This is a genomic window from Streptomyces sp. NPDC097981 (assembly GCF_040302565.1).
In the GTDB taxonomy this organism is placed as follows: Bacteria; Actinomycetota; Actinomycetes; order Streptomycetales; family Streptomycetaceae; genus Streptomyces.
The window spans coordinates 181,298-202,765 of sequence record NZ_JBEORW010000004.1; the positions used below are offsets into that span (position 1 = coordinate 181,298).

Annotated in this window: 24 protein-coding genes; 12 read left to right on the forward strand and 12 right to left on the reverse strand. The window is 71.7% G+C overall.

Features of this window, described 5'->3' with window-relative positions; all coding sequences use genetic code 11:
• Positions 1 to 155: 155 nt before the first annotated feature.
• Positions 156 to 350 (reverse strand): hypothetical protein, encoded by a 195-nt coding sequence (locus ABTY04_RS05625; protein ID WP_352212026.1) that lies wholly within the window; start codon positions 348 to 350, stop codon positions 156 to 158.
• A gap of 240 nt (positions 351 to 590) precedes the next feature.
• Between ABTY04_RS05625 and ABTY04_RS05630 the strand changes: the two genes are divergently transcribed.
• Positions 591 to 1,547: a fibronectin type III domain-containing protein gene (locus ABTY04_RS05630; protein WP_352212027.1), complete on the forward strand. Its 957-nt coding sequence runs from the start codon at positions 591 to 593 to the stop codon at positions 1,545 to 1,547.
• A gap of 84 nt (positions 1,548 to 1,631) precedes the next feature.
• Entirely contained in the window at positions 1,632 to 3,737 is a 2,106-nt protein-coding gene (locus ABTY04_RS05635) for an ATP-binding protein (protein WP_352212028.1), read from the forward strand.
• Positions 3,738 to 3,880: 143 nt separating this feature from the next.
• Here ABTY04_RS05635 and ABTY04_RS05640 read toward each other — a convergent pair whose 3' ends face one another.
• On the reverse strand, positions 3,881 to 4,066 hold the full coding sequence (locus tag ABTY04_RS05640) for a DUF5999 family protein (RefSeq protein ID WP_030300124.1): 186 nt from the start codon (positions 4,064 to 4,066) through the stop codon (positions 3,881 to 3,883).
• Positions 4,067 to 4,221: 155 nt separating this feature from the next.
• On the opposite strand from ABTY04_RS05640, the gene ABTY04_RS05645 reads away from it, so the two are divergent.
• The gene (locus ABTY04_RS05645) at positions 4,222 to 4,659 is read left to right on the forward strand and encodes an SRPBCC family protein (RefSeq protein ID WP_352212029.1); all 438 of its coding nucleotides are present in this window, start codon (positions 4,222 to 4,224) and stop codon (positions 4,657 to 4,659) included.
• A gap of 62 nt (positions 4,660 to 4,721) precedes the next feature.
• Positions 4,722 to 5,480, forward strand: a complete 759-nt coding sequence (locus ABTY04_RS05650; RefSeq protein WP_352212030.1) for an LppU/SCO3897 family protein — start codon at positions 4,722 to 4,724, stop codon at positions 5,478 to 5,480.
• 29 nt (positions 5,481 to 5,509) lie between these two features.
• On the opposite strand, the gene ABTY04_RS05655 is transcribed toward ABTY04_RS05650, so the two are convergent.
• On the reverse strand, positions 5,510 to 6,739 hold the full coding sequence (locus tag ABTY04_RS05655; RefSeq protein ID WP_352212031.1) for an acyl-CoA dehydrogenase family protein: 1,230 nt from the start codon (positions 6,737 to 6,739) through the stop codon (positions 5,510 to 5,512).
• 192 nt (positions 6,740 to 6,931) lie between these two features.
• Between ABTY04_RS05655 and ABTY04_RS05660 the strand changes: the two genes are divergently transcribed.
• Positions 6,932 to 7,576 carry a TetR/AcrR family transcriptional regulator gene (locus ABTY04_RS05660; RefSeq protein WP_352212032.1) on the forward strand — a complete coding sequence of 215 codons (645 nt, stop codon included), beginning with the start codon at positions 6,932 to 6,934 and terminating at the stop codon, positions 7,574 to 7,576.
• Between the two features lie 30 nt (positions 7,577 to 7,606).
• Here ABTY04_RS05660 and def read toward each other — a convergent pair whose 3' ends face one another.
• Entirely contained in the window at positions 7,607 to 8,170 is a 564-nt protein-coding gene (gene def / locus ABTY04_RS05665; RefSeq protein ID WP_352212033.1) for a peptide deformylase, read from the reverse strand.
• Between the two features lie 125 nt (positions 8,171 to 8,295).
• Here def and ABTY04_RS05670 point away from each other — a divergent pair, with 125 nt between their 5' ends.
• The 6 genes from ABTY04_RS05670 to ABTY04_RS05695 all read left to right on the forward strand — a co-directional run bounded on the left by ABTY04_RS05670 (position 8,296) and on the right by ABTY04_RS05695 (position 13,720).
• Positions 8,296 to 9,534: a MurT ligase domain-containing protein gene (locus ABTY04_RS05670; protein WP_352212034.1), complete on the forward strand. Its 1,239-nt coding sequence runs from the start codon at positions 8,296 to 8,298 to the stop codon at positions 9,532 to 9,534.
• A 28-nt stretch (positions 9,535 to 9,562) separates the two neighbouring features.
• Positions 9,563 to 10,291 carry a type 1 glutamine amidotransferase gene (locus tag ABTY04_RS05675; protein ID WP_352212035.1) on the forward strand — a complete coding sequence of 243 codons (729 nt, stop codon included), beginning with the start codon at positions 9,563 to 9,565 and terminating at the stop codon, positions 10,289 to 10,291.
• A gap of 212 nt (positions 10,292 to 10,503) precedes the next feature.
• Positions 10,504 to 11,529, forward strand: a complete 1,026-nt coding sequence (locus ABTY04_RS05680) for a 6-phosphofructokinase (RefSeq protein ID WP_352212036.1) — start codon at positions 10,504 to 10,506, stop codon at positions 11,527 to 11,529.
• 108 nt (positions 11,530 to 11,637) lie between these two features.
• Positions 11,638 to 12,600 (forward strand): cytochrome c oxidase assembly protein, encoded by a 963-nt coding sequence (locus ABTY04_RS05685; protein ID WP_352212037.1) that lies wholly within the window; start codon positions 11,638 to 11,640, stop codon positions 12,598 to 12,600.
• Positions 12,601 to 12,632: 32 nt separating this feature from the next.
• Positions 12,633 to 12,791 carry a hypothetical protein gene (locus tag ABTY04_RS05690; RefSeq protein ID WP_352212038.1) on the forward strand — a complete coding sequence of 53 codons (159 nt, stop codon included), beginning with the start codon at positions 12,633 to 12,635 and terminating at the stop codon, positions 12,789 to 12,791.
• A gap of 218 nt (positions 12,792 to 13,009) precedes the next feature.
• Complete coding sequence (locus ABTY04_RS05695; RefSeq protein ID WP_352212039.1) at positions 13,010 to 13,720, forward strand: lysophospholipid acyltransferase family protein; 711 nt, start codon at positions 13,010 to 13,012, stop codon at positions 13,718 to 13,720.
• Positions 13,721 to 13,777: 57 nt separating this feature from the next.
• Here the strand turns inward: ABTY04_RS05695 and ABTY04_RS05700 are convergent, their stop codons facing one another.
• The 7 genes from ABTY04_RS05700 to ABTY04_RS05730 all read right to left on the reverse strand — a co-directional run bounded on the left by ABTY04_RS05700 (position 13,778) and on the right by ABTY04_RS05730 (position 20,228).
• Positions 13,778 to 15,391 carry an alpha/beta hydrolase gene (locus ABTY04_RS05700; protein WP_352212157.1) on the reverse strand — a complete coding sequence of 538 codons (1,614 nt, stop codon included), beginning with the start codon at positions 15,389 to 15,391 and terminating at the stop codon, positions 13,778 to 13,780.
• A 244-nt stretch (positions 15,392 to 15,635) separates the two neighbouring features.
• Positions 15,636 to 16,364 carry an urease accessory protein UreD gene (locus ABTY04_RS05705; RefSeq protein WP_352212158.1) on the reverse strand — a complete coding sequence of 243 codons (729 nt, stop codon included), beginning with the start codon at positions 16,362 to 16,364 and terminating at the stop codon, positions 15,636 to 15,638.
• Positions 16,365 to 16,465: 101 nt separating this feature from the next.
• Positions 16,466 to 17,161, reverse strand: a complete 696-nt coding sequence (gene ureG / locus ABTY04_RS05710) for an urease accessory protein UreG (RefSeq protein ID WP_352212040.1) — start codon at positions 17,159 to 17,161, stop codon at positions 16,466 to 16,468.
• Between the two features lie 50 nt (positions 17,162 to 17,211).
• Positions 17,212 to 17,886, reverse strand: coding sequence for an urease accessory protein UreF (locus ABTY04_RS05715; RefSeq protein WP_352212041.1), 675 nt, complete (start codon positions 17,884 to 17,886; stop codon positions 17,212 to 17,214).
• Entirely contained in the window at positions 17,886 to 19,607 is a 1,722-nt protein-coding gene (locus ABTY04_RS05720) for an urease subunit alpha (protein WP_352212042.1), read from the reverse strand. Before ABTY04_RS05720 ends, ABTY04_RS05715 begins: the two co-directional genes overlap by 1 nt.
• Positions 19,600 to 19,911, reverse strand: a complete 312-nt coding sequence (locus ABTY04_RS05725; RefSeq protein WP_352212043.1) for an urease subunit beta — start codon at positions 19,909 to 19,911, stop codon at positions 19,600 to 19,602. The genes ABTY04_RS05720 and ABTY04_RS05725 overlap by 8 nt, the downstream gene beginning before the upstream one ends.
• 14 nt (positions 19,912 to 19,925) lie before the next feature.
• Positions 19,926 to 20,228, reverse strand: a complete 303-nt coding sequence (locus ABTY04_RS05730; RefSeq protein WP_030300160.1) for an urease subunit gamma — start codon at positions 20,226 to 20,228, stop codon at positions 19,926 to 19,928.
• Positions 20,229 to 20,567: 339 nt separating this feature from the next.
• On the opposite strand from ABTY04_RS05730, the gene ABTY04_RS05735 reads away from it, so the two are divergent.
• Positions 20,568 to 20,957: a VOC family protein gene (locus tag ABTY04_RS05735; protein ID WP_352212044.1), complete on the forward strand. Its 390-nt coding sequence runs from the start codon at positions 20,568 to 20,570 to the stop codon at positions 20,955 to 20,957.
• Positions 20,958 to 20,996: 39 nt separating this feature from the next.
• Here ABTY04_RS05735 and ABTY04_RS05740 read toward each other — a convergent pair whose 3' ends face one another.
• Positions 20,997 to 21,446 carry an ATP-binding protein gene (locus ABTY04_RS05740; RefSeq protein ID WP_352212045.1) on the reverse strand — a complete coding sequence of 150 codons (450 nt, stop codon included), beginning with the start codon at positions 21,444 to 21,446 and terminating at the stop codon, positions 20,997 to 20,999.
• Between the last annotated feature and the right edge of the window lie 22 nt (positions 21,447 to 21,468).

Genomic DNA, 21,468 nt, shown 5'->3' on the forward strand with positions numbered 1-21,468 from the left:
ATCCGGAATTCCTCCGTTCTCTTCCGTTCTGTTGACAATGCGTATGCCATCGCGCCGCCGCCAGACGCTAGATCGGTCGGCCGGAGGAGTCCATGGAAGAGCCGGATGATTCACGAAGGCGCAACAGACGATCAAGCCGGACGGGCGGACGGGCTCTACGGCCGCAGACCCGAGACCGCTTGGGCCGTGGCCGACAGGCCGTCGTGGATGGACGCCGCCATGCTGCTGCTCGCGAGGTGGAAGCCGAGCAGCACGCAGACGAGGGCGTGGGAGAACTTGAGGCCGCCGCTGCGCATGAAGATCCACGCGAGGACGAAGAGCAGCACGACCACGGAGAGCGAAATCACCATCGTTACCTCCTTAGGCGGCGCCATCGTGGCGCAGGAGGGGGTGCCTTCGGGCGAAACCCGTGTCCGCCGTACGGGTGTTGACGGTCCGTGACGGGCGATCGGTGCTTGACGATCCCGTCCCGCCGGGAACGGGAGGAGCCTGCGGAAGCAGCCCGGGGTCGCACGGGTATTGCCGCGCCGCCCACACCCGTGCCATATATGTCTAGACCTTTACGAGGAAGCGGAAGCCGAGGGAGCCCCGTGCGACGCACCGCCCCCCTGCTCGCCCTCTGCCTGGCCGCGACCGGGCTCACCGGCTGCACCGCGGCCGACACCACGCCGCCTGCGGCTCCCGCCGGGATCACCGCGCAGGCCGGCAGTGCCACCTCCGTGCACGTCATGTGGCAGGCACCCGCCCCGGCCGACGGGGTGACCGGCTATCTGGTGTTCCAGGCGGACCGGCTGGTGCGGGAACTCCCCGCCGACAAGACGATGGCGGACGTCACGGGCCTCACCCCGCAGACCGCCTACACCTTCACCGTGCGGGCCCGGGACGCCGCCGGGAACACCTCCGCCCCCGGCGCGGCAGCCGAGGCCACCACTCCGGCGGCCAAGGCCGAGGACCGCCGGGTGCCCACCGCCCCTGCCCGGACGACGGGCCGGGCGGACGGCCCGCGGTCGGCCACGCTGTCCTGGACGGCGGCGACCGACGACACCGGCGTGACCGCGTACGACGTCTACCAGGGCGGCGTCCGAATCCACACGGTCGGCCCCGCCGAGACCGGCACCACCCTGAGCGGCCTCCAGCCGGACTCCGTCTACACCTTCACCGTCCGCGCCCGCGACGGCGCGGACAACTCCTCCCCCGAAAGCCCGGCGGTGGACGTGACCACCCCGCCGTCCGCCGGGCAGGGACCGGGCACCGCACCCGCCGAGTTCACCGCGACCGCCTCCCCCGGGGCCGTCACGCTGACCTGGACCGCCCCGGACACCGGCCGTCCGACCGGCGAGTACGAACTCCACGTCAACGGAAGGCCCGTCACCGTCATCCAGTTCGGCGACGGCGCGGTGCCCCCGTCCGGAGCCACCCGGGTGGAGCACCGGCTCACGGTGACCGAGCCGGCCGGCACGCAGTGGACGCTCAAGCTGCGCGCCCGGCTGCCCGACGGCAACTGGGGGGCCTTCTCCGCGGAACGGAGCATCGTACTCATGGCATGAGGCACACGGCCGACGCCCCGGCAACGTGACAGCAATCCGGACCGAACGGCATTGCCGGACAAGAAGATCGCGCACAATACATTCGTGTTCGGTGAGTACGCGTTCAACAGAAAACAGTCGGATTCCGCAGAAACCGAGGGCGATCCCGAGCCGGCTCCCGGCGTCGTGCCGGGCAACCTGCCGCCCGCCCCGGCGGGCTTCATCGGCCGGGAGAGGGAACTCGCGGAACTGCACTGCCTGTTGCGTTCCCGCAGGCTGACCACCCTCACCGGGGTGGGCGGCGTCGGAAAGTCCCGCCTCGCCCTGCGGGCCGCCACCGACCCCGAACAGGCCCGGCCCGACGGGGTCTGGTGGGTGGAGCTCTCGCCGCTGCGCGACCCCGGCCTGCTCACCATGACCGTCGCCCACGCCGTCGGGCTGGCCGACCACTCCGCCCGCCCCCTCGACGAGGAGCTGTGCGCATGGATGGCCGACAAGGAACTGATGCTCGTCCTCGACACCTGTGAGCACATGGTGGCCGACTGCCGCCACCTCGTGGGTGAACTCCTGCAGTCCGCACCCGGGCTGACGGTCCTGATCACCTCCCGTGAGCCGCTCGGCAGTCCGTGCGAGAGGGTCGTCGAGGTCTGCCCGCTGCCCTGCGAGGGGCCCGACAGCGATGCCCTCGCCCTGTTCCGGGCCCGGGCCGTCGCCGCGACCCCGGAGGCCGCGGCCGCCTTCGAGGACCCCGAACGGGCCGAGCTCGCCGCCGAGGTGTGCCGCCGCCTCGACGGGATCCCGCTGGCCCTGGAACTGGCCGGCGCCCGGCTGCGGTTGTGGACGCTGGAGCAGATGGTGCAGCGCCTCGGCGCCCGCTTCGCGGTGCTTTCCGATACCCGGCCCGCGCTGCAGCCGCCCCGGCACCGGACGATGCGGACCGCCATCGGCTGGAGCCACGAGCTGTGCGAACCGGTGGAACGGCTGCTGTGGGCCAGGCTGTCCGTGTTCACCGGGGACTTCGACGTCGCCGCGGCCCGGGCGGTGTGCGCCGGCGGCCCGCTGCCCGCATCCCGGGTGGAGCGGGTGCTCGCAGGCCTGGTCGCGAAGTCCGTCGTGCGGCGAACCCGGGAGCGCGGCGGGGGCGACCGCTACCACATGCTGGACACCATCCGCGAGTACGGCAACGACTGGTTGAGCGAGCTCGGCGAGGTCCAGACGGTCGCCGACCGGCACGCCCACTGGTACGCGGCGCTCTCCCAGGCCGCCGACCGCGGCTGGCTGAGCCCGGGCCAGGTGGACTGGTACCGCAGGATGACCGCCGAGCACGCACAGCTGCGGACGGCGTTGGAGCACCTCCTGAGCGCCGACCCTGCGGCCGCACTCGAAATGGCCGGAGCCCTCTGGTTCTTCTGGTTCTCCTGCGGGCACGTCCACGAGGGCCGCGGCTTCCTGGAACGGGCGCTGAAGACGGCCCCGGGCACCGGGGCGGCCCACACCCAGGCCCTGTGGGCCCTCGGGCTGACCGCCCTGCTCCGGGGGGACATGGACGCGGCCCGGCGGATCGGCGAGGAGTGCACCCGTGCGGCGGCCCGGCTCGCGGATCCGGAGCCGGAGCTGCGCGCGGCGTATCTGCACGCCGCGTCGGTGCTGATGCCCGGGAATCCCGTACGGGCGCTGGAGCTGGCGGGGCCCCGGGCGCGGGCCGGCCACGGCGGCCGGACCAGCGGCCCGGGCTGGCTGCTGTGCCGGCTGGCCACCAGCTACGCCCTGTGCGACCTGGAGCGCTTCGAGGAAGCCACCGAGGAGGCGCGCGGACTGCGCGAGGCGTGCGCGGAGCTGGGCGAGCGCTGGCTGCGGGCCTACGCGGACTACGTGCTGGCGGTGGCGGCCTTGGGGCTCGGCCACCACGGCGAGGCGGCACGCCACGTACGGGCGATGCTGTCCGGGAAGCGGCTGCTCGGCGACCGGTTCGGCATCGCGCTCGGCCTGGACCTGCTCGCGGCGGCGGTCGCGGCCCTGGGCGACGGGGAGCTCGCGGCGCGCCTGCTGGGCACCGGGCACGCGTGGTGGCGCACGCTCGGCCGGCCGCAGATCGGCTCACCCTCGCTGAAGGCCCTGCGGGACCAGGGCGAGCGGCAGGCCCGCGCGACGATCGGCGACGAGGCCTACGAGACCGCATTCCTGGGCGGAGCGGCGGCATCCACCGGCTGAACCGCAGCCGGTGGGCCGCGTAACGTCGGAGCTCCCGTCAGTACGGGAGGGGTCTGCCCGACGGTGTGCGCAGGTCCAGGTCTCGGGGTGCGGGCTTGGGGACGGGCTTGCGGATCAGCTGCTGGCGCATGCGGCCTCCTTGCTCAGACCAGGGCCGGGCGGCGGGGTTCCACCGCACGGCCGTCGGGAAGCAGCTCACCGGTATCGTCGAAGATCACCAGGCCGTTGCAGAGCAAACTCCAACCCTGTTCGGGGTGGAAGGCCACGGTGCGGGCGGCGTCGTGATCGGCGCTGTCGGCGGACGGGCAGGGGGGCTGGTGGGAGCACATGGCGCACCTCCTCGCAGTGTGGGGCGGGAGGGCCGGTGGTCACCCGGTCGAATCCGCGATCCACGGTGGCGGTGAGTATTACTGATCGCCGCCCCCGGACGGAACCCATATTCGGGGTCCAGTTCAGGGTGTGTATGCCCGCTTACCATGCGCTCATGCCCGGTATCCGGATCGTTCACCGAACGCCCCTCCCGCCCCCCGAGGCGTGGCTGCGGCTGACGGACTGGGAACGACACGGCGCACAGGTTCCGCTCACGCGGACGATCATCGAAACGGCACCGCCCACGCGCGTCGGAACGGTCTTCACGGCACGCACGGGTGTGGGCAGGATCACCTTCGACGATCCTATGGAAGTCGTGCTCTGGCAGCCCCCGGAGGGGGCCGCGCCGGGGCTGGTCCGACTCGTCAAGCAGGGCCGCGCGGTCACGGGCTGGGCGGAGATCGCGGTCCGGCCCGGGCCGGCCGGCGGATCGCAGGTGGAGTGGCGTGAGGAACTGCGCGTACGCGGCCTGGGCCGTCCCTTCGATCCCCTGGTCGCGACGGCGGGCCGGCTCCTGTTCTCCCGGGCCGTCGTCCGGCTGCTGCGGGCGTGAGGGGCCGGGCTAGGGTCACGTGATCACGCCCGTCGATCACCGCGAGACCCAGGAGACACCCTGTGGCCACTCCGCCACCGCACCACGGCCCCGGCCCCGGCCCGTACCCCCCGTACGCCTCCCCGCAGGGCAACCCGTACGGCCCGTACCCCGTACCGCAGCAGGCGGGCCCGTACGGCCCCCACCCGGTTCCGGGAGCCGTGCACGGCTGCCGCTTGTGCGGGGCGCTGCCGGCCGCGCAGGCCACCGTACGCGGGCACCAGGGCATGCTCGTCCTGATGCGGTTCCTGCGCCAGGAAGGGCCGTTCTGCCGCGACTGCGGGCTCGCCACCTATCGCAGGATGTCCGCGGCCACACTGTGGCAGGGCTGGTGGGGCCCGCTGTCCTTGTTCATCACACCCTTCACCCTGCTGCTGAACCTCGGTGCGCGGGCGGGCTTCCTCAGGCTCGCTCCCCCGACGGGCGCCATCCTGCCCACCCTGGACCCGGGCAAGGCGCTGTGGCGCCGCCCGCCGGCGCTGGCCTTCCTCGTGGCGACCGTGCTCGTCGCCTGCACGCCGCCCGTGCTCGTGCTGCTGGGCCTGATGGCCGGGGACGACGAGCCGCCGACCGGCCCGGCCATCGGGACGTGCGTGCGCGAGGCGGACGAGCTGCGCAACGAGAAGCTGGTTCCGGAAGCCTGCGGTTCCCCGCTGGCCAAGTACCGGGTCACCAAGCGGCGGGGCACCCCCGGCGCGGACTGCGCGGACGGCGACCTGATCAGCGTCCCCGGCAAGTGGGCCGAGGGTGCCCACTCGCTGTGCCTCACGCCCGTGCACTGACGGACTCGCGCGTGAGGCACGGCGGCCGGCTAACGGATCGGCATCTGCGAGATCGTGCGGGCGATCACCAGCCGCTGGATCTCGCTGGTGCCCTCGAAGATGGTGTAGATCGCGCTGTCGCGGTGCATGCGCTCCACCGGGTACTCACGGGTGAACCCGTTGCCGCCGAGGATCTGGACCGCCTGGGCGGTGACCTTCTTGGCCACCTCGCTCGCGAACAGCTTCGACATGGAGCCCTCCGCCGAGGTGAAGGGCCTGCCCGCGACTGCCATCCAGGAGGCCCGCCACACCAGCAGCCGGGCCGCGTCGATCTGGGTCCGCATGTCGGCGAGCTGGAAGGCCACGCCCTGGTTGTCGATGATCGGGCGGCCGAACTGCGTACGGGTCTTGGCGTAGTCGAGGGCCACCTCGTACGCCGCGCGCGCGGTGCCGACGGCCATGGCGCCGACCGCCGGGCGGGAGGCCTCGAAGGTGGCCATGGCCGCGTTCTTGACGCGCTCGCCGCCGCCCTGCGCGGCCCGCTCGCGGGCCCGCGCCAGCCGCTCGTCCAGCTTGTCCTTGCCCCCGAGCAGGCAGGAGCCGGGCACGCGCACGTCCTCCAGGACCACCTCGGCGGTGTGCGAGGCACGGATGCCGTGCTTCTTGAACTTCTGGCCCTGGGACAGACCCGGGGTGTTCGGCGGCACGATGAAGGAGGCGTGGCCCTTGGTCCCGAGATCCGGGTCGACGACGGCGACGACGATGTGGACGTTGGCGATGCCGCCGTTCGTCGCCCACGTCTTGGTGCCGTTCAGCACCCACTCGTCCTTGGCCTGGTCGTAGACGGCCCGGGTCCGCATCGAGCCGACGTCGGATCCGGCGTCCGGCTCGGAGGAGCAGAAGGCGGCGACCTTCACGTCGTCCGGGGTGCCGTACATCTGCGGGATCCAGGTGCCTATCTGCTCCTCGGTGCCGTTGGCGAGGACGCCGATGGCGGCGAGCCCGGTGCCCACGATCGACAGGGCGATGCCCGCGTCACCCCAGAACAGCTCCTCCATGGCCATCGGGACGCCGAGACCGGTAGGGTCGAAGAACTGCTGGGCGTAGAAGTCGAGCGAGTAGATGCCGACCTTCGCGGCCTCCTGGATGACGGGCCACGGAGTCTCTTCGCGCTCGTCCCATTCCGCGGCGGCGGGCCGGATCACGTCGGCCGCGAAGCCGTGGATCCAGTCCCGTACCTGCTTCTGGTCGTCATTGAGCTCCATGGTGAACTCCGCCATGTCCCCTCCAGCTGTGCGTCCACCAGTGCGTTACTAGCGGTAACCCTTACGGTGGCCACAGTCTGTTACCGACGAGTAAGCACTGTCAAGCAGAGTCGTCCGCAGTGCAGCCGATTCCTTCGCGAGGGTGTGCGGGGTGTTACGTTGCGTGGGCGTCACGCACCATCGCAAGGGCGGGGAGAGAAACACGTCATGGAGACCACTCAGCAGGCCGGCGAACCGGGAACGGCCGAGCGCCGCAGGCGGGAGCTGCTCGAAGCGGCCGACCGGGTCGTCCTCCGGGACGGCCCCAAGGCGTCCATGAACGCCATCGCGGCGGAGGCCGGCATCACCAAGCCGATCCTCTACCGGCACTTCGGCGACAAGGCGGGGCTCTACCAGGCCCTCGCCGTCCGGCACACCGACGCCCTGCTCGACTCGCTGCGGGCCGCGCTCGACGCCCCGGCCGAGCGCCGCAGCCGGGTGGAGTCCACCCTCGACACCTATCTCGCGGCCATCGAGGCCCGCCCGCAGGTGTACCGGTTCCTGATGCACCCGGCCGAGGACTCGCACGCTGCCGAGCGGGGCTTCGACGTGGGCCTGCACTCGGCCCCACTGCTGCGCCGGCTCGGCGAGGAGCTCGCCGAGGTCATCGGAGAGCGCGTGGACCTCGGCCCCGGCGGCGAGCGCCTGGCCCGCATCTGGGGCCACGGCATCGTCGGCATGATGCACGCCGCCGGCGACTGGTGGCTCAGCGAACGCCCGTGCGAGCGTGCGGAGTTGGTCGCCGGACTCACCGACCTGCTGTGGGGCCGGCTGGCCACGGCCGGCAACCGCCTGGACGGCCCGGGGTTCTAGCAAGCCGGGTCCCCGGCCGGGACCCCGCGCTCAGTTCTGCGCGGCCGCGGCGGCCTGCGCGCCCCACGGCGTCCTGCGGATCGCCCGTCGCAGCCGCCGGGCGCGCAGCCCGGTGACCCGGTCCGCGTAGACCGTGCCGTCGAGGTGGTCGCATTCGTGCTGGAGGCAGCGGGCGAAGAACCCGGTGCCGGTGATCCGTACGGGCGCGCCGTCCGAGGTGACCCCTTCGACGACCGCGCGGTCGAACCGGACCGTGCCCGCCTCCAGGCCGGGCAGCGACAGACAGCCCTCGGGGCCGCGGAACTCGTCCCCGTCGGCCGCCACCAGCCGCGGGTTGACGATGTGCCCGACGTGGCGCACGTCCTCGTCGTCGGGGCAGTCGTACACGAACACCCGCTGCCCGACACCGATCTGGTTCGCGGCGAGGCCGACGCCCTCCGCGGCGTACATCGTCGCGAACATGTCCTCGATGAGCCGGTCGAGGGCCGGGCCGAATGCGGTGACCTCCGCGCAGGCCCCGTGGAGCACCGGATCGCCCAGCAGGCTCATGGTGCGGACGAGGCCGGCGGTACCGGGAATGGGGCGCTGTCGCATGGCCGTAAGGGTACGACGGGCGAATATATGAGGAGATCCGCGGCACCCTGGGGGGGCGCCGCGGTCAGGGCCCCGGCCGGTACTGGATAGGCTGGGGCCGACCGACGCAAGGAGGACAAGGGACGATGGCAGGCAACACAGAGCCGCTTTCGCCGCGGGCCAAGCTGGCCGTGACGGCGGGCAAGGCCGCGGCGGCGGTGTCGCGGGCCGCGGGACGCGGAAGCGGATCGGTGATCGGGGGCAAGGTCGCACTCCGACTCGACCCCGATCTTCTCGGAGCGCTCGCGCAGCATCTCGACGTCGTCCTCGTCTCCGCGACGAACGGCAAGACCACGACGACCCGACTGATCGCCGAGGCCCTGCGGGCCAGCGGTCCGGTCGTGTCCAACGCCCTCGGCGCCAACATGCCGGCCGGCATCACCTCCGCCCTCGCGGGCGGCTCGGACGCCAAGTACGGCGTCATCGAGGTCGACGAGAAGTACCTCGCCGGGGTGGCCCGGGACGTCACCCCCAAGGTGATCGCCCTGCTGAACCTCTCCCGCGACCAGCTGGACCGCGCCGCGGAGACCCGCATGCTCGCGGAGAAGTGGCGCGAGGGACTCGAAGGCTCCAAGGCCGTGATCGTCGCCAACTGCGACGACCCGCTGATCGTGTGGTCGGCCTCGTCCTCGCAGAACGTGGTGTGGGTCGCCGCCGGCCAGGAGTGGAAGGACGACGCCTGGTCGTGCCCCTCCTGCGGTGGCGTCATGCAGCGTCCCGGCGACGACTGGTTCTGCGCCGAGTGCGGCTTCCGGCGGCCCACCCCCAGCTGGGTGCTGTCCGGGGACCACGTGCTGGACCCGCACGGCTCGGCCTGGCCGATCCACCTGCAGCTGCCCGGCCGCGCCAACAAGGCGAACGCCGCCACCTCGGCCGCCGTGGCCGCCGTCTTCGGCGTCCCGCCGCAGGTCGCGCTGGAGCGCATGTACCAGGTGCAGGCCGTCGCCGGACGCTACGACGTGGTCACCTTCCAGGGCCGTGAGCTGCGCCTGCTGCTCGCGAAGAACCCGGCGGGCTGGCTCGAAACGTTTTCCCTGATCGACCCGCCGCCCACCCCGGTGATCCTTTCTGTGAACGCGCGCGGCGCCGACGGCACGGACACCTCCTGGCTGTGGGACGTGGACTACCCGCGCCTGGCCGGCCACCCGATCTTCGTGATCGGCGACCGCAAGCTGGACCTGGCGGTGCGGCTGGAGGTCGCGGGCCTGGACTTCCGGGTGTGCGAGACCCTCGACGAGGCCGTGCAGCTGGCGCCGCCCGGTCAGATCGAGCTGATCGCCAACTACACCGCCTTCCAGGACGTGCGCCGCCGCGTCGGCAACTAGTACTCATACCTCCAGAGGACACAAGAGCATGAGCGACAACAGCCTGCGTCTGGTGTGGGTCTACCCCGACCTGCTGAGCACGTACGGAGACCAGGGCAACGCCCTCGTGGTGGAACGCCGGGCGCGCCAGCGCGGCCTGGACGTGCAGCGCGTGGACGTGCGCAGCGACCAGCCCATCCCCACTTCGGGCGACATCTACCTGATCGGCGGCGGCGAGGACCGGCCGCAGCGGCTCGCCGCGGAGCGCCTGCTGCGCGACGGCGGTCTGGAGCGGGCCGTCTCGAACGGCGCGATCGTCTTCTCCGTCTGCGCCGGCTACCAGATCCTCGGCAACGAGTTCGTCAACGACGTGGGCGAGCGCCAGCCGGGCCTGGGCCTGCTGGACGTCGTCACCGTGCGCGGTGACGGCGAGCGGTGCGTCGGCGACGTACTGGCGGACATCGACCCGAAGCTCGGCCTGCCGCAGCTCACTGGCTTCGAGAACCACCAGGGCGTCACGCACCTCGGCCCTTCGGCCAAGGCGTTCGCCCGCACCCGGCTGGGGCGCGGCAACGGAACGGGCGACGGCACCGAGGGCGCGTACAACGACACGGTCTTCGGGACCTACATGCACGGTCCCGTGATGGCCCGCAACCCGCAGATCGCGGACCTGCTGCTGAAGCTGGCCCTCGACGTGAACGCGCTGCCGCCCATCGACGACCGGTGGTACGAGGCGCTGCGCGCCGAGCGCATCGCGGCGGCCACCCAGCCCGCGTAACAGCTCCGTCACCCGGCGTACGGCCGGGATTCGCGGCCGCTTCGGCCCGGATTCCCTTCGGGAGTCCGGGCCGACGTGCGTTCGCACGGCGGATCTGACCAGCATGTGGAGGATGGTTCAGTCCAGCCCGGTTCCGCTTGTAGGGTGACGGGTAGTTCCAACCGGACGACGTGGTCCGGTCGTCGGCCCACGTTGCAAAGGTTTTTCCTGCCATGCGCATTGGTGTGCTCACTTCCGGCGGCGACTGCCCCGGCCTCAATGCCGTCATCCGCTCCGTCGTGCACCGCTCCGTCGTCGACCACGGCGACGAGGTCATCGGCTTCCACGACGGCTGGCGCGGTCTGCTGGAGTGCGACTACCGCAAGCTCGACCTGGACGCCGTGGCCGGCATCCTGGCCCGCGGCGGCACCATCCTCGGCTCCTCCCGGGTCCAGCCCGCGCACCTGCGCGACGGCGTGGAGCGGGCCCGCGGGCACGTCGCCGACCTCGGTCTGGACGCCATCATCCCGATCGGCGGCGAGGGCACCCTGAAGGCCGCGAACCTGCTCGCGCAGGCCGGTCTGCCGATCGTCGGCGTCCCGAAGACCATCGACAACGACATCGCCTCGACCGACGTCACCTTCGGCTTCGACACCGCCGTCGGGGTCGCCACCGAGGCCCTGGACCGGCTGAAGACCACCGCCGAGTCCCACCAGCGCGTGATGGTCGTGGAGGTCATGGGCCGCCACACGGGCTGGATCGCCCTGCACTCGGGCATGGCGGCCGGTGCCCACGCCATCGTCGTCCCCGAGCGCCCCTTCGACATCGACGAGCTGACGGCGGTCGTCGGCGAGCGGTTCTCCGCGGGCAAGCGGTTCGCGATCGTCGTGGTCTCCGAGGGCGCCAAGCCGCGCCCCGGCTCCATGGAGTTCCAGGAGGGCGGCACCGACCAGTACGGCCACGAGCGCTTCGCCGGGATCGGCAACATCCTCGCCGTCGAACTGGAGCGGCGCCTGGGCAAGGAGGCCCGCCCGGTCATCCTGGGCCACGTCCAGCGCGGCGGCACGCCCACCGCGTACGACCGGGTCCTGGCCACCCGCTTCGGCTGGCACGCGGTCGAGGCGGCGCACCGTGGCGAGTTCGGGATGCTGACCGCCCTGCGCGGCACCGAGATCGAGATGGTGCCGCTCGCGGACGCCGTGCAGACCCTCAAGACGGTCCCGGCGGAGCGGTACGACGAGGCACAGACCGTTCTGTGATATTTCCCCCCTTCTACGCCAATACCCCGTAGTGGCCGCCCCCGGACGAGTTCACGTCCGGGGGCGGCACTACTGTGGTGGGGCACCACAGGTCAAGGGAGTGGACAGATGGATCACAGCGGTCACGGCATGGACATGAATATGGACATGGACCTGCCGCCGTTCACTCTCGGACGCGGGCTGGAGTTCTCCTTCGACGCGTTCTTCCTGATCGGCTCGCTCGTGGGGCTCGGCCTGTACCTGTGGGGCGTGGCGCGGCTGCGCCGGCGCGGGGACGCCTGGCCGCTGGGCCGGACCGTCGCCTTCACCTCGGGTGTGCTGAGCGTCGCCCTGGTGATGTGCACCAAGCTGAACGACTACGGCATGGTCATGTTCAGCGTGCACATGATCCAGCACATGGTCATCAGCATGCTCTCCCCGATCCTGCTGCTGCTGGGCGCGCCGGTGACCCTGGCGCTGCGCGCGCTGCCGCCCGCCGCGCGCGGCCACAAGGGCCCGCGCGAGCTGCTGCTGATGCTGCTGCACAGCCGCTACCTGAAGGTGATCACCCACCCGGCGTTCACCATCCCCATGTTCATCGCCAGCCTCTACGCCCTCTACTTCACGCCGCTCTTCGACTTCCTGATGGAGAGCAAGGCCGGGCACATCGGCATGATGGTGCACTTCCTGGCCGTCGGCCTGATCTTCTTCTGGCCGATCATGGGTGTGGACCCGGGCCCGCACCGTCCCGGCTACGTGATGCGGATGCTGGAGCTCTTCGCCGGCATGCCGTTCCACGCGTTCTTCGGCATCGCCCTGATGATGGCGAGCGAGCCGATGATCAAGACGTACGCGAACCCGCCGGCCTCCCTCGGCATCGAGCCGCTGCTCGACCAGCAGTGGGGCGGCGGCATCGCCTGGGCCTTCAGCGAGATCCCGTCGGTGCTGGTGCTGATCGCGCTGGTCTACCAGTGGTACCACTCGGAGCAGCGGGCGGCGAAGCGCGCCGACCGGGCCGCGGACCGCGACGGCGACCAGGAGCTGGAGGCGTACAACTCGTATCTCGCCTCACTCCAAGCGCGTGGCCAGTAGCGGAGGGGCAGCTTCTCGCGCCACCATGGGGCATGACCGGATCCGTTAAGGCGATGGCCGTCATGACCTTCGCCGCTCTGGTGGCCGTCGCCACCTACTCGGTAGCCCTCGGCAGCAACGGCTGGCTGTGGTTCGGCTGGGTGGTGCTGGGGCTGCTCACCGCCGCGATGGCGGCGTCCCGCCATTCCTGAACCGGCGCATCCGTCACGCCCGTCCCTCCTCTGGCCCGGCTCTTCGGTCCGCATCGCCCGGACCGTGGGCGCCGACGCCAACCTGGTCCCGAGTCTGTCGCAGGTCAGGATCCGGCCAAGGTCATCCTGTGCCGACCGGTCGGATTCAGGTTCGCCATGCCATCTGGCACCGTGTCCGGCACACTGGCCCGACCTCCAGGTGAAGGGAAAATGCCCCGGTGTTCTACCACTTGCTCAAGCACGTGCTGCTCGGTCCGCTGCTGCGGCTGCTGTTCCGGCCGCGCATCGAGGGACTGGAGAACATTCCGGCAGAGGGGGCTGCGATCGTCGCGGGCAATCACCTGTCCTTCTCCGACCACTTCCTGATGCCCGCCATCCTCAAGCGCCGGATCACGTTCCTCGCGAAGGCGGAGTACTTCACCGGTCCCGGGGTGAAGGGGCGGCTGACCGCGTTCTTCTTCCGCAGCGCCGGGCAGATCCCGGTGGACCGGTCGGGCAAGGACGCCGGGCAGGCTGCGCTGCGCGAGGGACTCGGGGTGCTGGCCAAGGGCGAGCTGCTGGGCATCTACCCGGAGGGCACCCGCTCCCACGACGGACGGCTGTACAAGGGGAAGGTGGGCGTGGCCGCGATGGCGCTCGGGGCCGGTGTGCCCGTCGTACCGTGTGCGATGGTCGGCACCTTCGAGATCCAGCCGCCCGGGCAGAAGATCCCGAAGATCCGGCGTGTGACGATCCGCTTCGGCCGGCCGCTGGACTTCTCGCGGTACGCGGGGCTGGAGGGCGAGCGGGCCGTGCTGCGGGCGGTCACCGACGAGATCATGTACGCCGTGCTCCGGCTGTCCGGCCAGGAGTACGTCGACCGGTACGCCGCCGAGGTCAAGGCGGAGGAGGAGGAAGCACGGAAGAAGGCCCGGCGCAGGACGCGCTGAGCCTTCTCCCGTGCTGTGCAGTGCCGTGCCCGGTACTGCTGCGTGCCGCCGCGGGCCTTAGCGGACGGCCGGCAGCTCCTCCAGCGCCGGGAGGTCGGACGCCTGGGACTTGGCGAGCGACTTCGCGGCGGCCGGGGCCGGGGCGACCGGAGTGGCGTGCGGACCACACTTCACGTCCGCGGCGTCGACCTTGCCCTGGAGCAGGTAGGCGTCCACCCGGGTGTTGATGCAGGGGTTCACCAGGCTGGTGACACCGTGCGAGCCGGCGTTCTGCTCGGTGATCAGACGCGAGCCGGCGAGGCGTCGGTGCAGCTCGACGCCACCCGCGTACGGCGTGGCCGCGTCACGCTCGGACTGGACGATCAGGACCGGGGCCAGGCCGTGCTTGGCCCCGACCTCGACCGGCTTGCTCTGCTTGGACTTCCAGGTCGCGCAGGGCAGGTTCATCCAGGCGTTGGACCAGGTCAGGAACGGGTACTTCTCGTTCAGCTTGGTGTTGTCCGCGTCCCACTTGGCCCAGCTGGTCGGCCACTTGGCGTCGGCGCACTCGACGGCGGTGTAGACCGCGTTGCTGTTCTCCGAGGCGATGTTGCCGGCCGTGTCGGACATGTCCGGGGCGATGGCGTCGATCAGCGGCTTCTCGTCACCGGCGGCCCAGGCGCTGAAGGCCTGCGCGACCGGGACCCATGAGGAGTCGTAGTACGGGGCGCCCTGGAAGAAGTTGATCAGCTCGGCCGGGCCGGCGACGCCGCCGAGCGGCTTGGCCTTGGCCTGGGCGCGCAGCTGCTGCCACTTCGCCTCGATCTTGGCGCGGGTGTCGCCGAGGTGGAAGACGTTGTCGTTCTTGGCGACCCAGTCCTGCCAGTCGTTCCAGCGCATCTGGAAGGCGACGTCCTGCTCCAGGTTCGCCTCGTACCAGATGTTCTCCCGCGCCGGGTTGACCACGCTGTCGACGATCATGCGGCGCACGTGGGTCGGGAACAGGGTCGCGTAGACCCCGCCGATGTAGGTGCCGTAGGAGACGCCGATGAAGTTCAGCTTCTTCTCGCCGAGGGCGGCGCGGATGACGTCCAGGTCACGCACGATGTTCGGCGTGGTCATGTACGGCAGCATGGCGCCGCTGCGCTCCTTGCAGCCGTCCGCGTACTCCGCGGCGAGCTTGCGCTGGGCGCTCTTGTCGGCCTCGGTGTCCGGGACCGGGTCGGCCTTGGGGACCTTGACGAACTCCTGCGGGTCGATGCAGGAGATGGGCGCCGAGTGGCCGACACCGCGGGGGTCGAAGCCCACGAAGTCGTACGCCTTGGCGGTGTTCACCCAGAGCGCCGAGTTGGTGGTGACCCGTCGCGGGAAGCGCATGCCGGAGCCGCCGGGGCCGCCCGGGTTGTACAGGAGCGCGCCCTGGTGCTCCTGCTTGGTGCCGGTGCTGACGGCGCGGTCGACCGCGAGGTCGATGGTCTTGCCGAACGGCTTGGCGTAGTCGAGCGGGACCTTGACCCAGCCGCACTGGATCGGGGCGGCGTAGCCCCAGTCGGCGGGGCAGTCCTTCCACTCGATACCGGTACGGGCGGCGCGGGCGGCGGCGAGCTGGACGCCCAGCGCCTCCGGAACCGGGTTGTTCTGGGTGGAAGAAGCAGCGGCTGCCGGCGTTGCCAGCAGCAGGCCCGCGGCCATCGCTCCGGTGATCAGAGTGGCAGCGCTCCCCAGCGCTGCATTGCGTATCACGTGGTTGTTCCCCCTGCATCAGACCCGGCCTGACGAGGCCGGGTCGGTCGGGTGCAGTCGGTCGATTGCAGGTGGATCCTTTCGTCTGACCTACACCTGACAACAGAGCAAGGTCACGTTCTTTGCCAACCCGATAACCGGAAAGGCGTGTACCGCTGAGCGGTGTCTGATTCGTCCCAGGTTTCCTCAGCGGTTACCACGCGTACGTCCGACACGCCGCGTCGAGTACCTCGCGCAGCCGCATCGCGTCGGGTGCCAGGGCCGTCACGAGGACGGCGGGACCGGCCAGCGGAGTGACGGCCGCGAACTCCCCGAGCACCGCGGCGGCCGGCGCCGACGCGGCGAACGCCGGGTCCACCACGAGGAGCTGACCGAGCGCCCGGTGGCCCGCCAGCCCCGCCGGGCCGTCCCAGCCGCCGGGCGCACCCGGTCCGCAGGCCAGCTCCTGGTCCAGCAGCGCGATCCCGCCCCGGGTCACTGCGAGCCTGCTGCGCAGCAGGCCCGGCTCCTCCCCCGTACGGCCCAGCACCTGCTCCTCGCGCAGCAGCAGCCTGGCCGTGGGGGCGAGTTCGACGCGGGTCTGCACCCGCAGGTCGCTGCCGCGTACGGAGACCAGCGGCTCCGGCAGCCACCGTACGGCCGCATCCTCGGCCAGGGTCAGCCGTACGTCGTACCGCGCGGGCTCACCACCACGGCCGGGCAGTGCCAGGGTGGCGGCCGCCGAGGCCAGGACCAGCCGGGCCCCGGGGCCGGCGGCCGCCTCCACCGTGAGGTGGTCCCCGCCGAGCGGGGCGCTCATCGCGCCGACCAGCATCACGCCGGCTTCGGCTCCCGCGCCCCGGGTGCGGCGCAGCGCGAGCGGCCCCTCCCCGGCCAGCAGCGGCAGGGCGGTACCGCCGCGGCCGTCGGCGACGGCGGAGATCCGCGCGGTGGCGCGTACGCCGGCCGGCGCCGGGGCGGGCGCAGGCGCGGCGCGAGGGAATCGGGGAGGCGCTTCCGGGGGCGCGCCGGCCACCGTGGGACTCACCGGGCGGTCCAGGCGGCGATCCGCTCGCGCACCCAGTCGGCCACCGGCGCCACGCCGGTCTCGCCGCGCAGCGACTGGAAGGCGACGGGGAGTTCGCCGCGCTGCTCGGCGGCGTCCCGGGCCATCCGGTCCAGGTCGGAGCCCACGTAGGGGGCGAGGTCGGTCTTGTTCACGACGAGCAGGTCGGCGGTGGTGACGCCGGGGCCGCCCTTGCGCGGGATGTCGTCGCCGCCTGCCACGTCGATGACGAAGATCTGGGCGTCGACGAGGCCGCGCGAGAAGGTGGCGGTGAGGTTGTCGCCGCCGGACTCCACGAGGATCAGGTCGAGCGGGGCGGTCTGCCGGTGGGCTTCCTCCAGCTCCTCCACCGCCTCCAGGTTGGCGGAGATGTCGTCGCGGATGGCGGTGTGCGGGCAGGCGCCGGTCTCCACCGCGCTGATCCGCTCGGGCGGCAGGACGGCCTCGCGGAGCAGGAACTCGGCGTCCTCCCGCGTGTAGATGTCATTGGTGACGACGGCCATGGACAACTCGGCACGCAGGGCGCGGCAGAGTGCGGCCACGGTGGCCGTTTTGCCGGATCCGACGGGGCCACCGAGCCCGATGCGCAGGGCGCGGCGCGAGCCGTCCGCCCGTACGGGCAGGGCGCTGTGGGTGTGGCGCTGGGGGTAGGTCGCGCCGTGGTCGAGGTGCATGGGGGCTCCAGGGGTCGTGGAGACGGTCAGGGAGGCGGTCAGGGAGGCGGTCAGGAGGCGAACAGCCGGACCGGCCAGTCGGCATGGATCTCCGCCGCGATCTCCAGGAGTGGCGAAGAGGCCGCCGGCAGGGCGTCGGAGCCTTCCACCCGGGCCCGTTGCGCGGCCTGCGCGGCCCGGCCGGAGACGGCGTCGAGCTCCGGGGCGAGCCGGGCCAGGACCCCGCTCGCCTCGAAGGGGTCCAGGCCGAGCAGCCGCACCGTCGCGGTCGCCGGTCCGCCGACGCTCTCGTACGCCGCCACGTGCGCGGCCTCCAGCGGCCCGAGCCCGGCCGCCCGGGCGGTGAGCCCGAGCACCACCGGCTGGTGCGCCCCGCGCGGGAAGGCCTCGGCGAGCGCGTCCAGTTCGGCGGCGGGCCAGGTGGCCCGGGCCGCCCTCAGCAGCTGCCGGCCCAGCCGCCGCGCCGCGGTGCGCAGCGCGGGCGACGGGGTACGGGCGTCGGCGGCGGTGTCGAGGACCGCCGGGTCGAGCCCGAGGGCTGCGGCCGCGGCGAGTGAGGCGGCGACGAGGCCGGCCGTGTGGAGCCGGCCCCGGCAGAACTCCTCCAGGGTGGCGGCGTCGTGGATCCGCCCGGCCTTGCAGGCGGCCTCGGCCCCGCCCGAGTGGGCGTGCCCGCCGGCGGGGAAGCGGCCGTCGGCGAGCACGAGCAGTGCGGAGAGGCTCATCAGAAGAGGAAGTATCTCTGCGCCATGGGCAGTTCCGCCGCGGGTGCCGGCTCGACCACCTCGCCGTCGATGGTGACGGTGAAGGTGTCGGCGTCGACCTCGACCCTCGGCATGGCGTCGTTGTTGCGCATGTCCGCCTTGCCCACCTTGCGGGTGCTCTCGATGGCCACGAACTGCTTGCCGAGTCCCAGCCGTTCGGGCAGGGCGTCGTCGAGTGCGGCCTGCGCGGTGAAGTTGATCGAGTTCAGCCCGGGGGCCCGGCCGTGGCTGCCGAACATCGGGCGGGGCAGGACCGGCTGCGGGGTGGGGATGGAGGCGTTCGCATCACCCATCTGTGCGTAGGCGATCTGGCCTCCCTTGATGACCACTTCGGGCTTGACCCCGAAGAAGGCGGGCGTCCACAGCACGAGGTCGGCGAGTTTCCCGGCCTCCACCGAGCCGATCTCCCGCGCGAGGCCCTGGGCCACGGCGGGGTTGATGGTGTACTTCGCGACGTAGCGGCGGGCCCGGTGGTTGTCGGCGGGTCCGTCGCCGGGCAGGAAACCGCGCCGCTTCTTCATCACGTGGGCGGTCTGCCAGGTGCGCATCACGACCTCGCCGACGCGGCCCATCGCCTGGGCGTCGGAGGAGATGATGGAGATGGCTCCGAGGTCGTGCAGGACGTCCTCGGCGGCGATGGTCGAGGGCCGGATCCGCGACTCGGCGAACGCGAGGTCCTCGGGGACAGCCGGGTTGAGGTGGTGGCAGACCATCAGCATGTCGAGGTGTTCCTCGATGGTGTTGATGGTGTGCGGCCGGGTCGGGTTGGTGGAGCTGGGCAGGATGTTCGACTCGGAGACCACGGTGATGATGTCGGGTGCGTGCCCACCGCCCGCGCCTTCGGTGTGGTACGAGTGGATGGTCCGCCCCGCGATGGCCGCGAGGGTGTCGCCGACGAATCCGGCCTCGTTGAGTGTGTCGGTGTGGATGGCGACCTGGGCGCCGGTCTCCTCACAGACGCCCAGGCAGGCGTCTATGACGGCGGGGGTGGCCCCCCAGTCCTCGTGGATCTTGAAGCCGAGCGCGCCGCCGCGCAGCTGGGAGTACATCGCCTCGCGCGACATGGTGTTGCCCTTGCCGAGCAGGCCGATGTTGACGGGGTAGGACTCCAGGGCCGCGAACATCCGGGCCAGGTGCCAGGGTCCGGGGGTCACGGTGGTGGCCTTGGTGCCCTCGGCGGGTCCGGTGCCGCCGCCGACCAGGGTGGTGATGCCGGAGGCCAGGGCCTCGTCGACGACGGTCGGGGAAATGAAGTGCACGTGGGTGTCGATGGCGCCCGCGGTGACGATCTTCCCGTTGCCCGCGATGATCTCGGTCTCGGGGCCGATCACGAGCGCGGGGTCCACCCCGTCCATCGTGTCGGGGTTGCCGGCCTTGCCGATGCCGCAGATACGGCCGTCGCGGATGCCCACGTCGGCCTTGACGATGCCCCAGTGGTCGAGGACGACGACCCCGGTGATCACGGTGTCGGGGGCGCCCTCGGCTCGGGTGGTGCGGGCCTGCCCCATGGACTCGCGGATCACCTTGCCGCCGCCGAACACCGCCTCGTCGCCGGAGTGTCCGGGGCCGCCGCTGAGATCCCGTTCGATCTCGACGAAGAGGTCGGTGTCGGCGAGCCGGATCCGGTCGCCTGCGGTCGGTCCGAAGAGGTCGGCGTACGACCTGCGGTCGAGTTCAGCCATCGAGCGGCCCCCCGGTCTCCCCGCGCAGGCCCGGTATGGTGCGCAGCCCGCCCAGCGGTACGAGTTCCACCGCGACCGGGATGCCGGGCTCGAAGCGCACGGCGGTGCCGGCGGCGATGTTGAGCCGCAGCCCGCGGGCCGCCCCGCGGTCGAAGTCGAGGCCGGGGTTGGCCTCGGCGAAGTGGTAGTGGGAGCCGACCTGGACGGGCCGGTCGGCGGCGTTGAGCACGGTGAGGCGGGTGACGGGCCGGCCCTCGTTCAGGCGCACCGGGCCGTCCCCGTGGACGATTTCGCCGGGGATCATTCGACTACTCCCCTTCAGACGATCGGGTCGTGGACGGTGACGAGCTTGGTGCCGTCCGGGAAGGTCGCCTCGACCTGGACGTCGTGGATCATCTCGGGGATCCCCTCCATCACCTCGGCGCGGCCGAGCACGGTGCGGCCGGAGGCCATGAGCTCGGCCACGGTCCGCCCGTCGCGGGCCCCTTCGAGGATGTGCGAGGTGATCAGGGCGACCGCCTCGGGATGGTTGAGGAGGACCCCGCGCGCCCTGCGCTTCTCGGCCACGTCGGCGGCCACGTGGATGAGCAGTCGTTCCTGCTCGTGCGGTGTCAGTTGCACTCGTATCACCAAGCTTCCAGGACAAGATCAACTTTGCGCCGGGTCGACCCTATTGGCCTTCAACACTTTGTTGACCTGCGCATATCCGAGCCAAGCGTGTCTTGCCCAACGCAGAGAAAGGCTTTCCGTCCCGAGCACCGCCGCTTTACCGGCGGATGGGCGATCATTGACGGAAGGCCGTGGCCGCCACGCTAGGCCCCGCTCTTTTCCGCCGCGTTAACCCACGTTTCGGAAAGGCACCCGGTTCAACCTGGGGGCCTCCCACAGCCTGTTCCGTATACGAACCGGCCCCGGACGATCGCCCGGTCGCCGCCGGAGGGCCCGCCATCGAGGAGATCCATGTTTCCCAACCCGGTCCGCCACATCACCTTCGACGCCCTGGAGCCCTACAAGATCGCCGAGTTCTGGTCCGCGGTGACCGGCTTTCCGATCCACCCGGACGACGAGAAGGACGACGACGAGATCCTCCTGGACCCGGACCGGCCCGGAGTGCCGGGCCTGCTGTTCATCCGCGTGCCGGACGCCAAGGCCGTGAAGAACCGGGTCCACCTGGACATCCAGCCGCCCACGGGAACCCGGGACGAGACCGTCGAACGACTGATCGGGGTCGGGGCGAGGCTGGTGGACGACCGGCGGCGGGAGGACGGCTCCGGCTGGGTCGTGCTCGCCGACCCGGAGGGCAACGAGCTGTGCATCGAGCGCAGCACCGCGGAGCGCGGGCAGGGCTGAGCGCGGGCCGGGCAGGGTGCGGGCAGGGCAAGGTGCGGCTCAACAGCCGGTGGCGCTCGTCGCCGGGGCCCCGACGGGCCAGGGCAGGGCGATCCAGACGGTCTTGCCGCCGTCCTCGGTCGGGCTGACCGAGAGCCGGCCGCCCGCCTCGGCGGTGAGCCAGCGGATGATGACCATACCCCGGCCGTTGTCCTGCTGGACGGCGGCCGGGAGGCGCCTGGGCCAGCGCGGGTGGCTGTCGGTCACCCCGACGCGGAGCCACTCCCCGCGCTCCAGGCGGATGTCGACGGTGAAGGTGGGAGACTGGCCGAACGTGTGCTGCACGGCGTTGGTGGCGAGCTCCGAGACGATCAGCCGGACGCTGTCGGCGGTGTCGGCGTCATCGGGCAGTCCCCATGCGCAGAGCACCTCCTCGACGTAGCGGCGGGCGGTGGCGACCGAGGCGGGATCGCTCGGCAGAGTGACGGATGCTTCCTGGGGGTCTGCCATGGCGACGGTCCCTTTCCCACCG

What these genes read in the sequence shown, in the direction of transcription:
- ABTY04_RS05625 (WP_352212026.1), bottom strand. Translation starts at nt 350, where the DNA reads ATGGTGATTTCGCTCTCCGTGGTCGTGCTGCTCTTCGTCCTCGCGTGG.
- ABTY04_RS05640 (WP_030300124.1), bottom strand. Translation starts at nt 4,066, where the DNA reads ATGTGCTCCCACCAGCCCCCCTGCCCGTCCGCCGACAGCGCCGATCAC.
- ABTY04_RS05645 (WP_352212029.1), top strand. Translation starts at nt 4,222, where the DNA reads ATGCCCGGTATCCGGATCGTTCACCGAACGCCCCTCCCGCCCCCCGAG.
- ABTY04_RS05655 (WP_352212031.1), bottom strand. Translation starts at nt 6,739, where the DNA reads ATGGCGGAGTTCACCATGGAGCTCAATGACGACCAGAAGCAGGTACGG.
- ABTY04_RS05660 (WP_352212032.1), top strand. Translation starts at nt 6,932, where the DNA reads ATGGAGACCACTCAGCAGGCCGGCGAACCGGGAACGGCCGAGCGCCGC.
- def (WP_352212033.1), bottom strand. Translation starts at nt 8,170, where the DNA reads ATGCGACAGCGCCCCATTCCCGGTACCGCCGGCCTCGTCCGCACCATG.
- ABTY04_RS05670 (WP_352212034.1), top strand. Translation starts at nt 8,296, where the DNA reads ATGGCAGGCAACACAGAGCCGCTTTCGCCGCGGGCCAAGCTGGCCGTG.
- ABTY04_RS05675 (WP_352212035.1), top strand. Translation starts at nt 9,563, where the DNA reads ATGAGCGACAACAGCCTGCGTCTGGTGTGGGTCTACCCCGACCTGCTG.
- ABTY04_RS05680 (WP_352212036.1), top strand. Translation starts at nt 10,504, where the DNA reads ATGCGCATTGGTGTGCTCACTTCCGGCGGCGACTGCCCCGGCCTCAAT.
- ABTY04_RS05685 (WP_352212037.1), top strand. Translation starts at nt 11,638, where the DNA reads ATGGATCACAGCGGTCACGGCATGGACATGAATATGGACATGGACCTG.
- ABTY04_RS05690 (WP_352212038.1), top strand. Translation starts at nt 12,633, where the DNA reads ATGACCGGATCCGTTAAGGCGATGGCCGTCATGACCTTCGCCGCTCTG.
- ABTY04_RS05700 (WP_352212157.1), bottom strand. Translation starts at nt 15,391, where the DNA reads ATGGCCGCGGGCCTGCTGCTGGCAACGCCGGCAGCCGCTGCTTCTTCC.
- ureG (WP_352212040.1), bottom strand. Translation starts at nt 17,161, where the DNA reads ATGCACCTCGACCACGGCGCGACCTACCCCCAGCGCCACACCCACAGC.
- ABTY04_RS05715 (WP_352212041.1), bottom strand. Translation starts at nt 17,886, where the DNA reads ATGAGCCTCTCCGCACTGCTCGTGCTCGCCGACGGCCGCTTCCCCGCC.
- ABTY04_RS05720 (WP_352212042.1), bottom strand. Translation starts at nt 19,607, where the DNA reads ATGGCTGAACTCGACCGCAGGTCGTACGCCGACCTCTTCGGACCGACC.
- ABTY04_RS05725 (WP_352212043.1), bottom strand. Translation starts at nt 19,911, where the DNA reads ATGATCCCCGGCGAAATCGTCCACGGGGACGGCCCGGTGCGCCTGAAC.
- ABTY04_RS05735 (WP_352212044.1), top strand. Translation starts at nt 20,568, where the DNA reads ATGTTTCCCAACCCGGTCCGCCACATCACCTTCGACGCCCTGGAGCCC.
- ABTY04_RS05740 (WP_352212045.1), bottom strand. Translation starts at nt 21,446, where the DNA reads ATGGCAGACCCCCAGGAAGCATCCGTCACTCTGCCGAGCGATCCCGCC.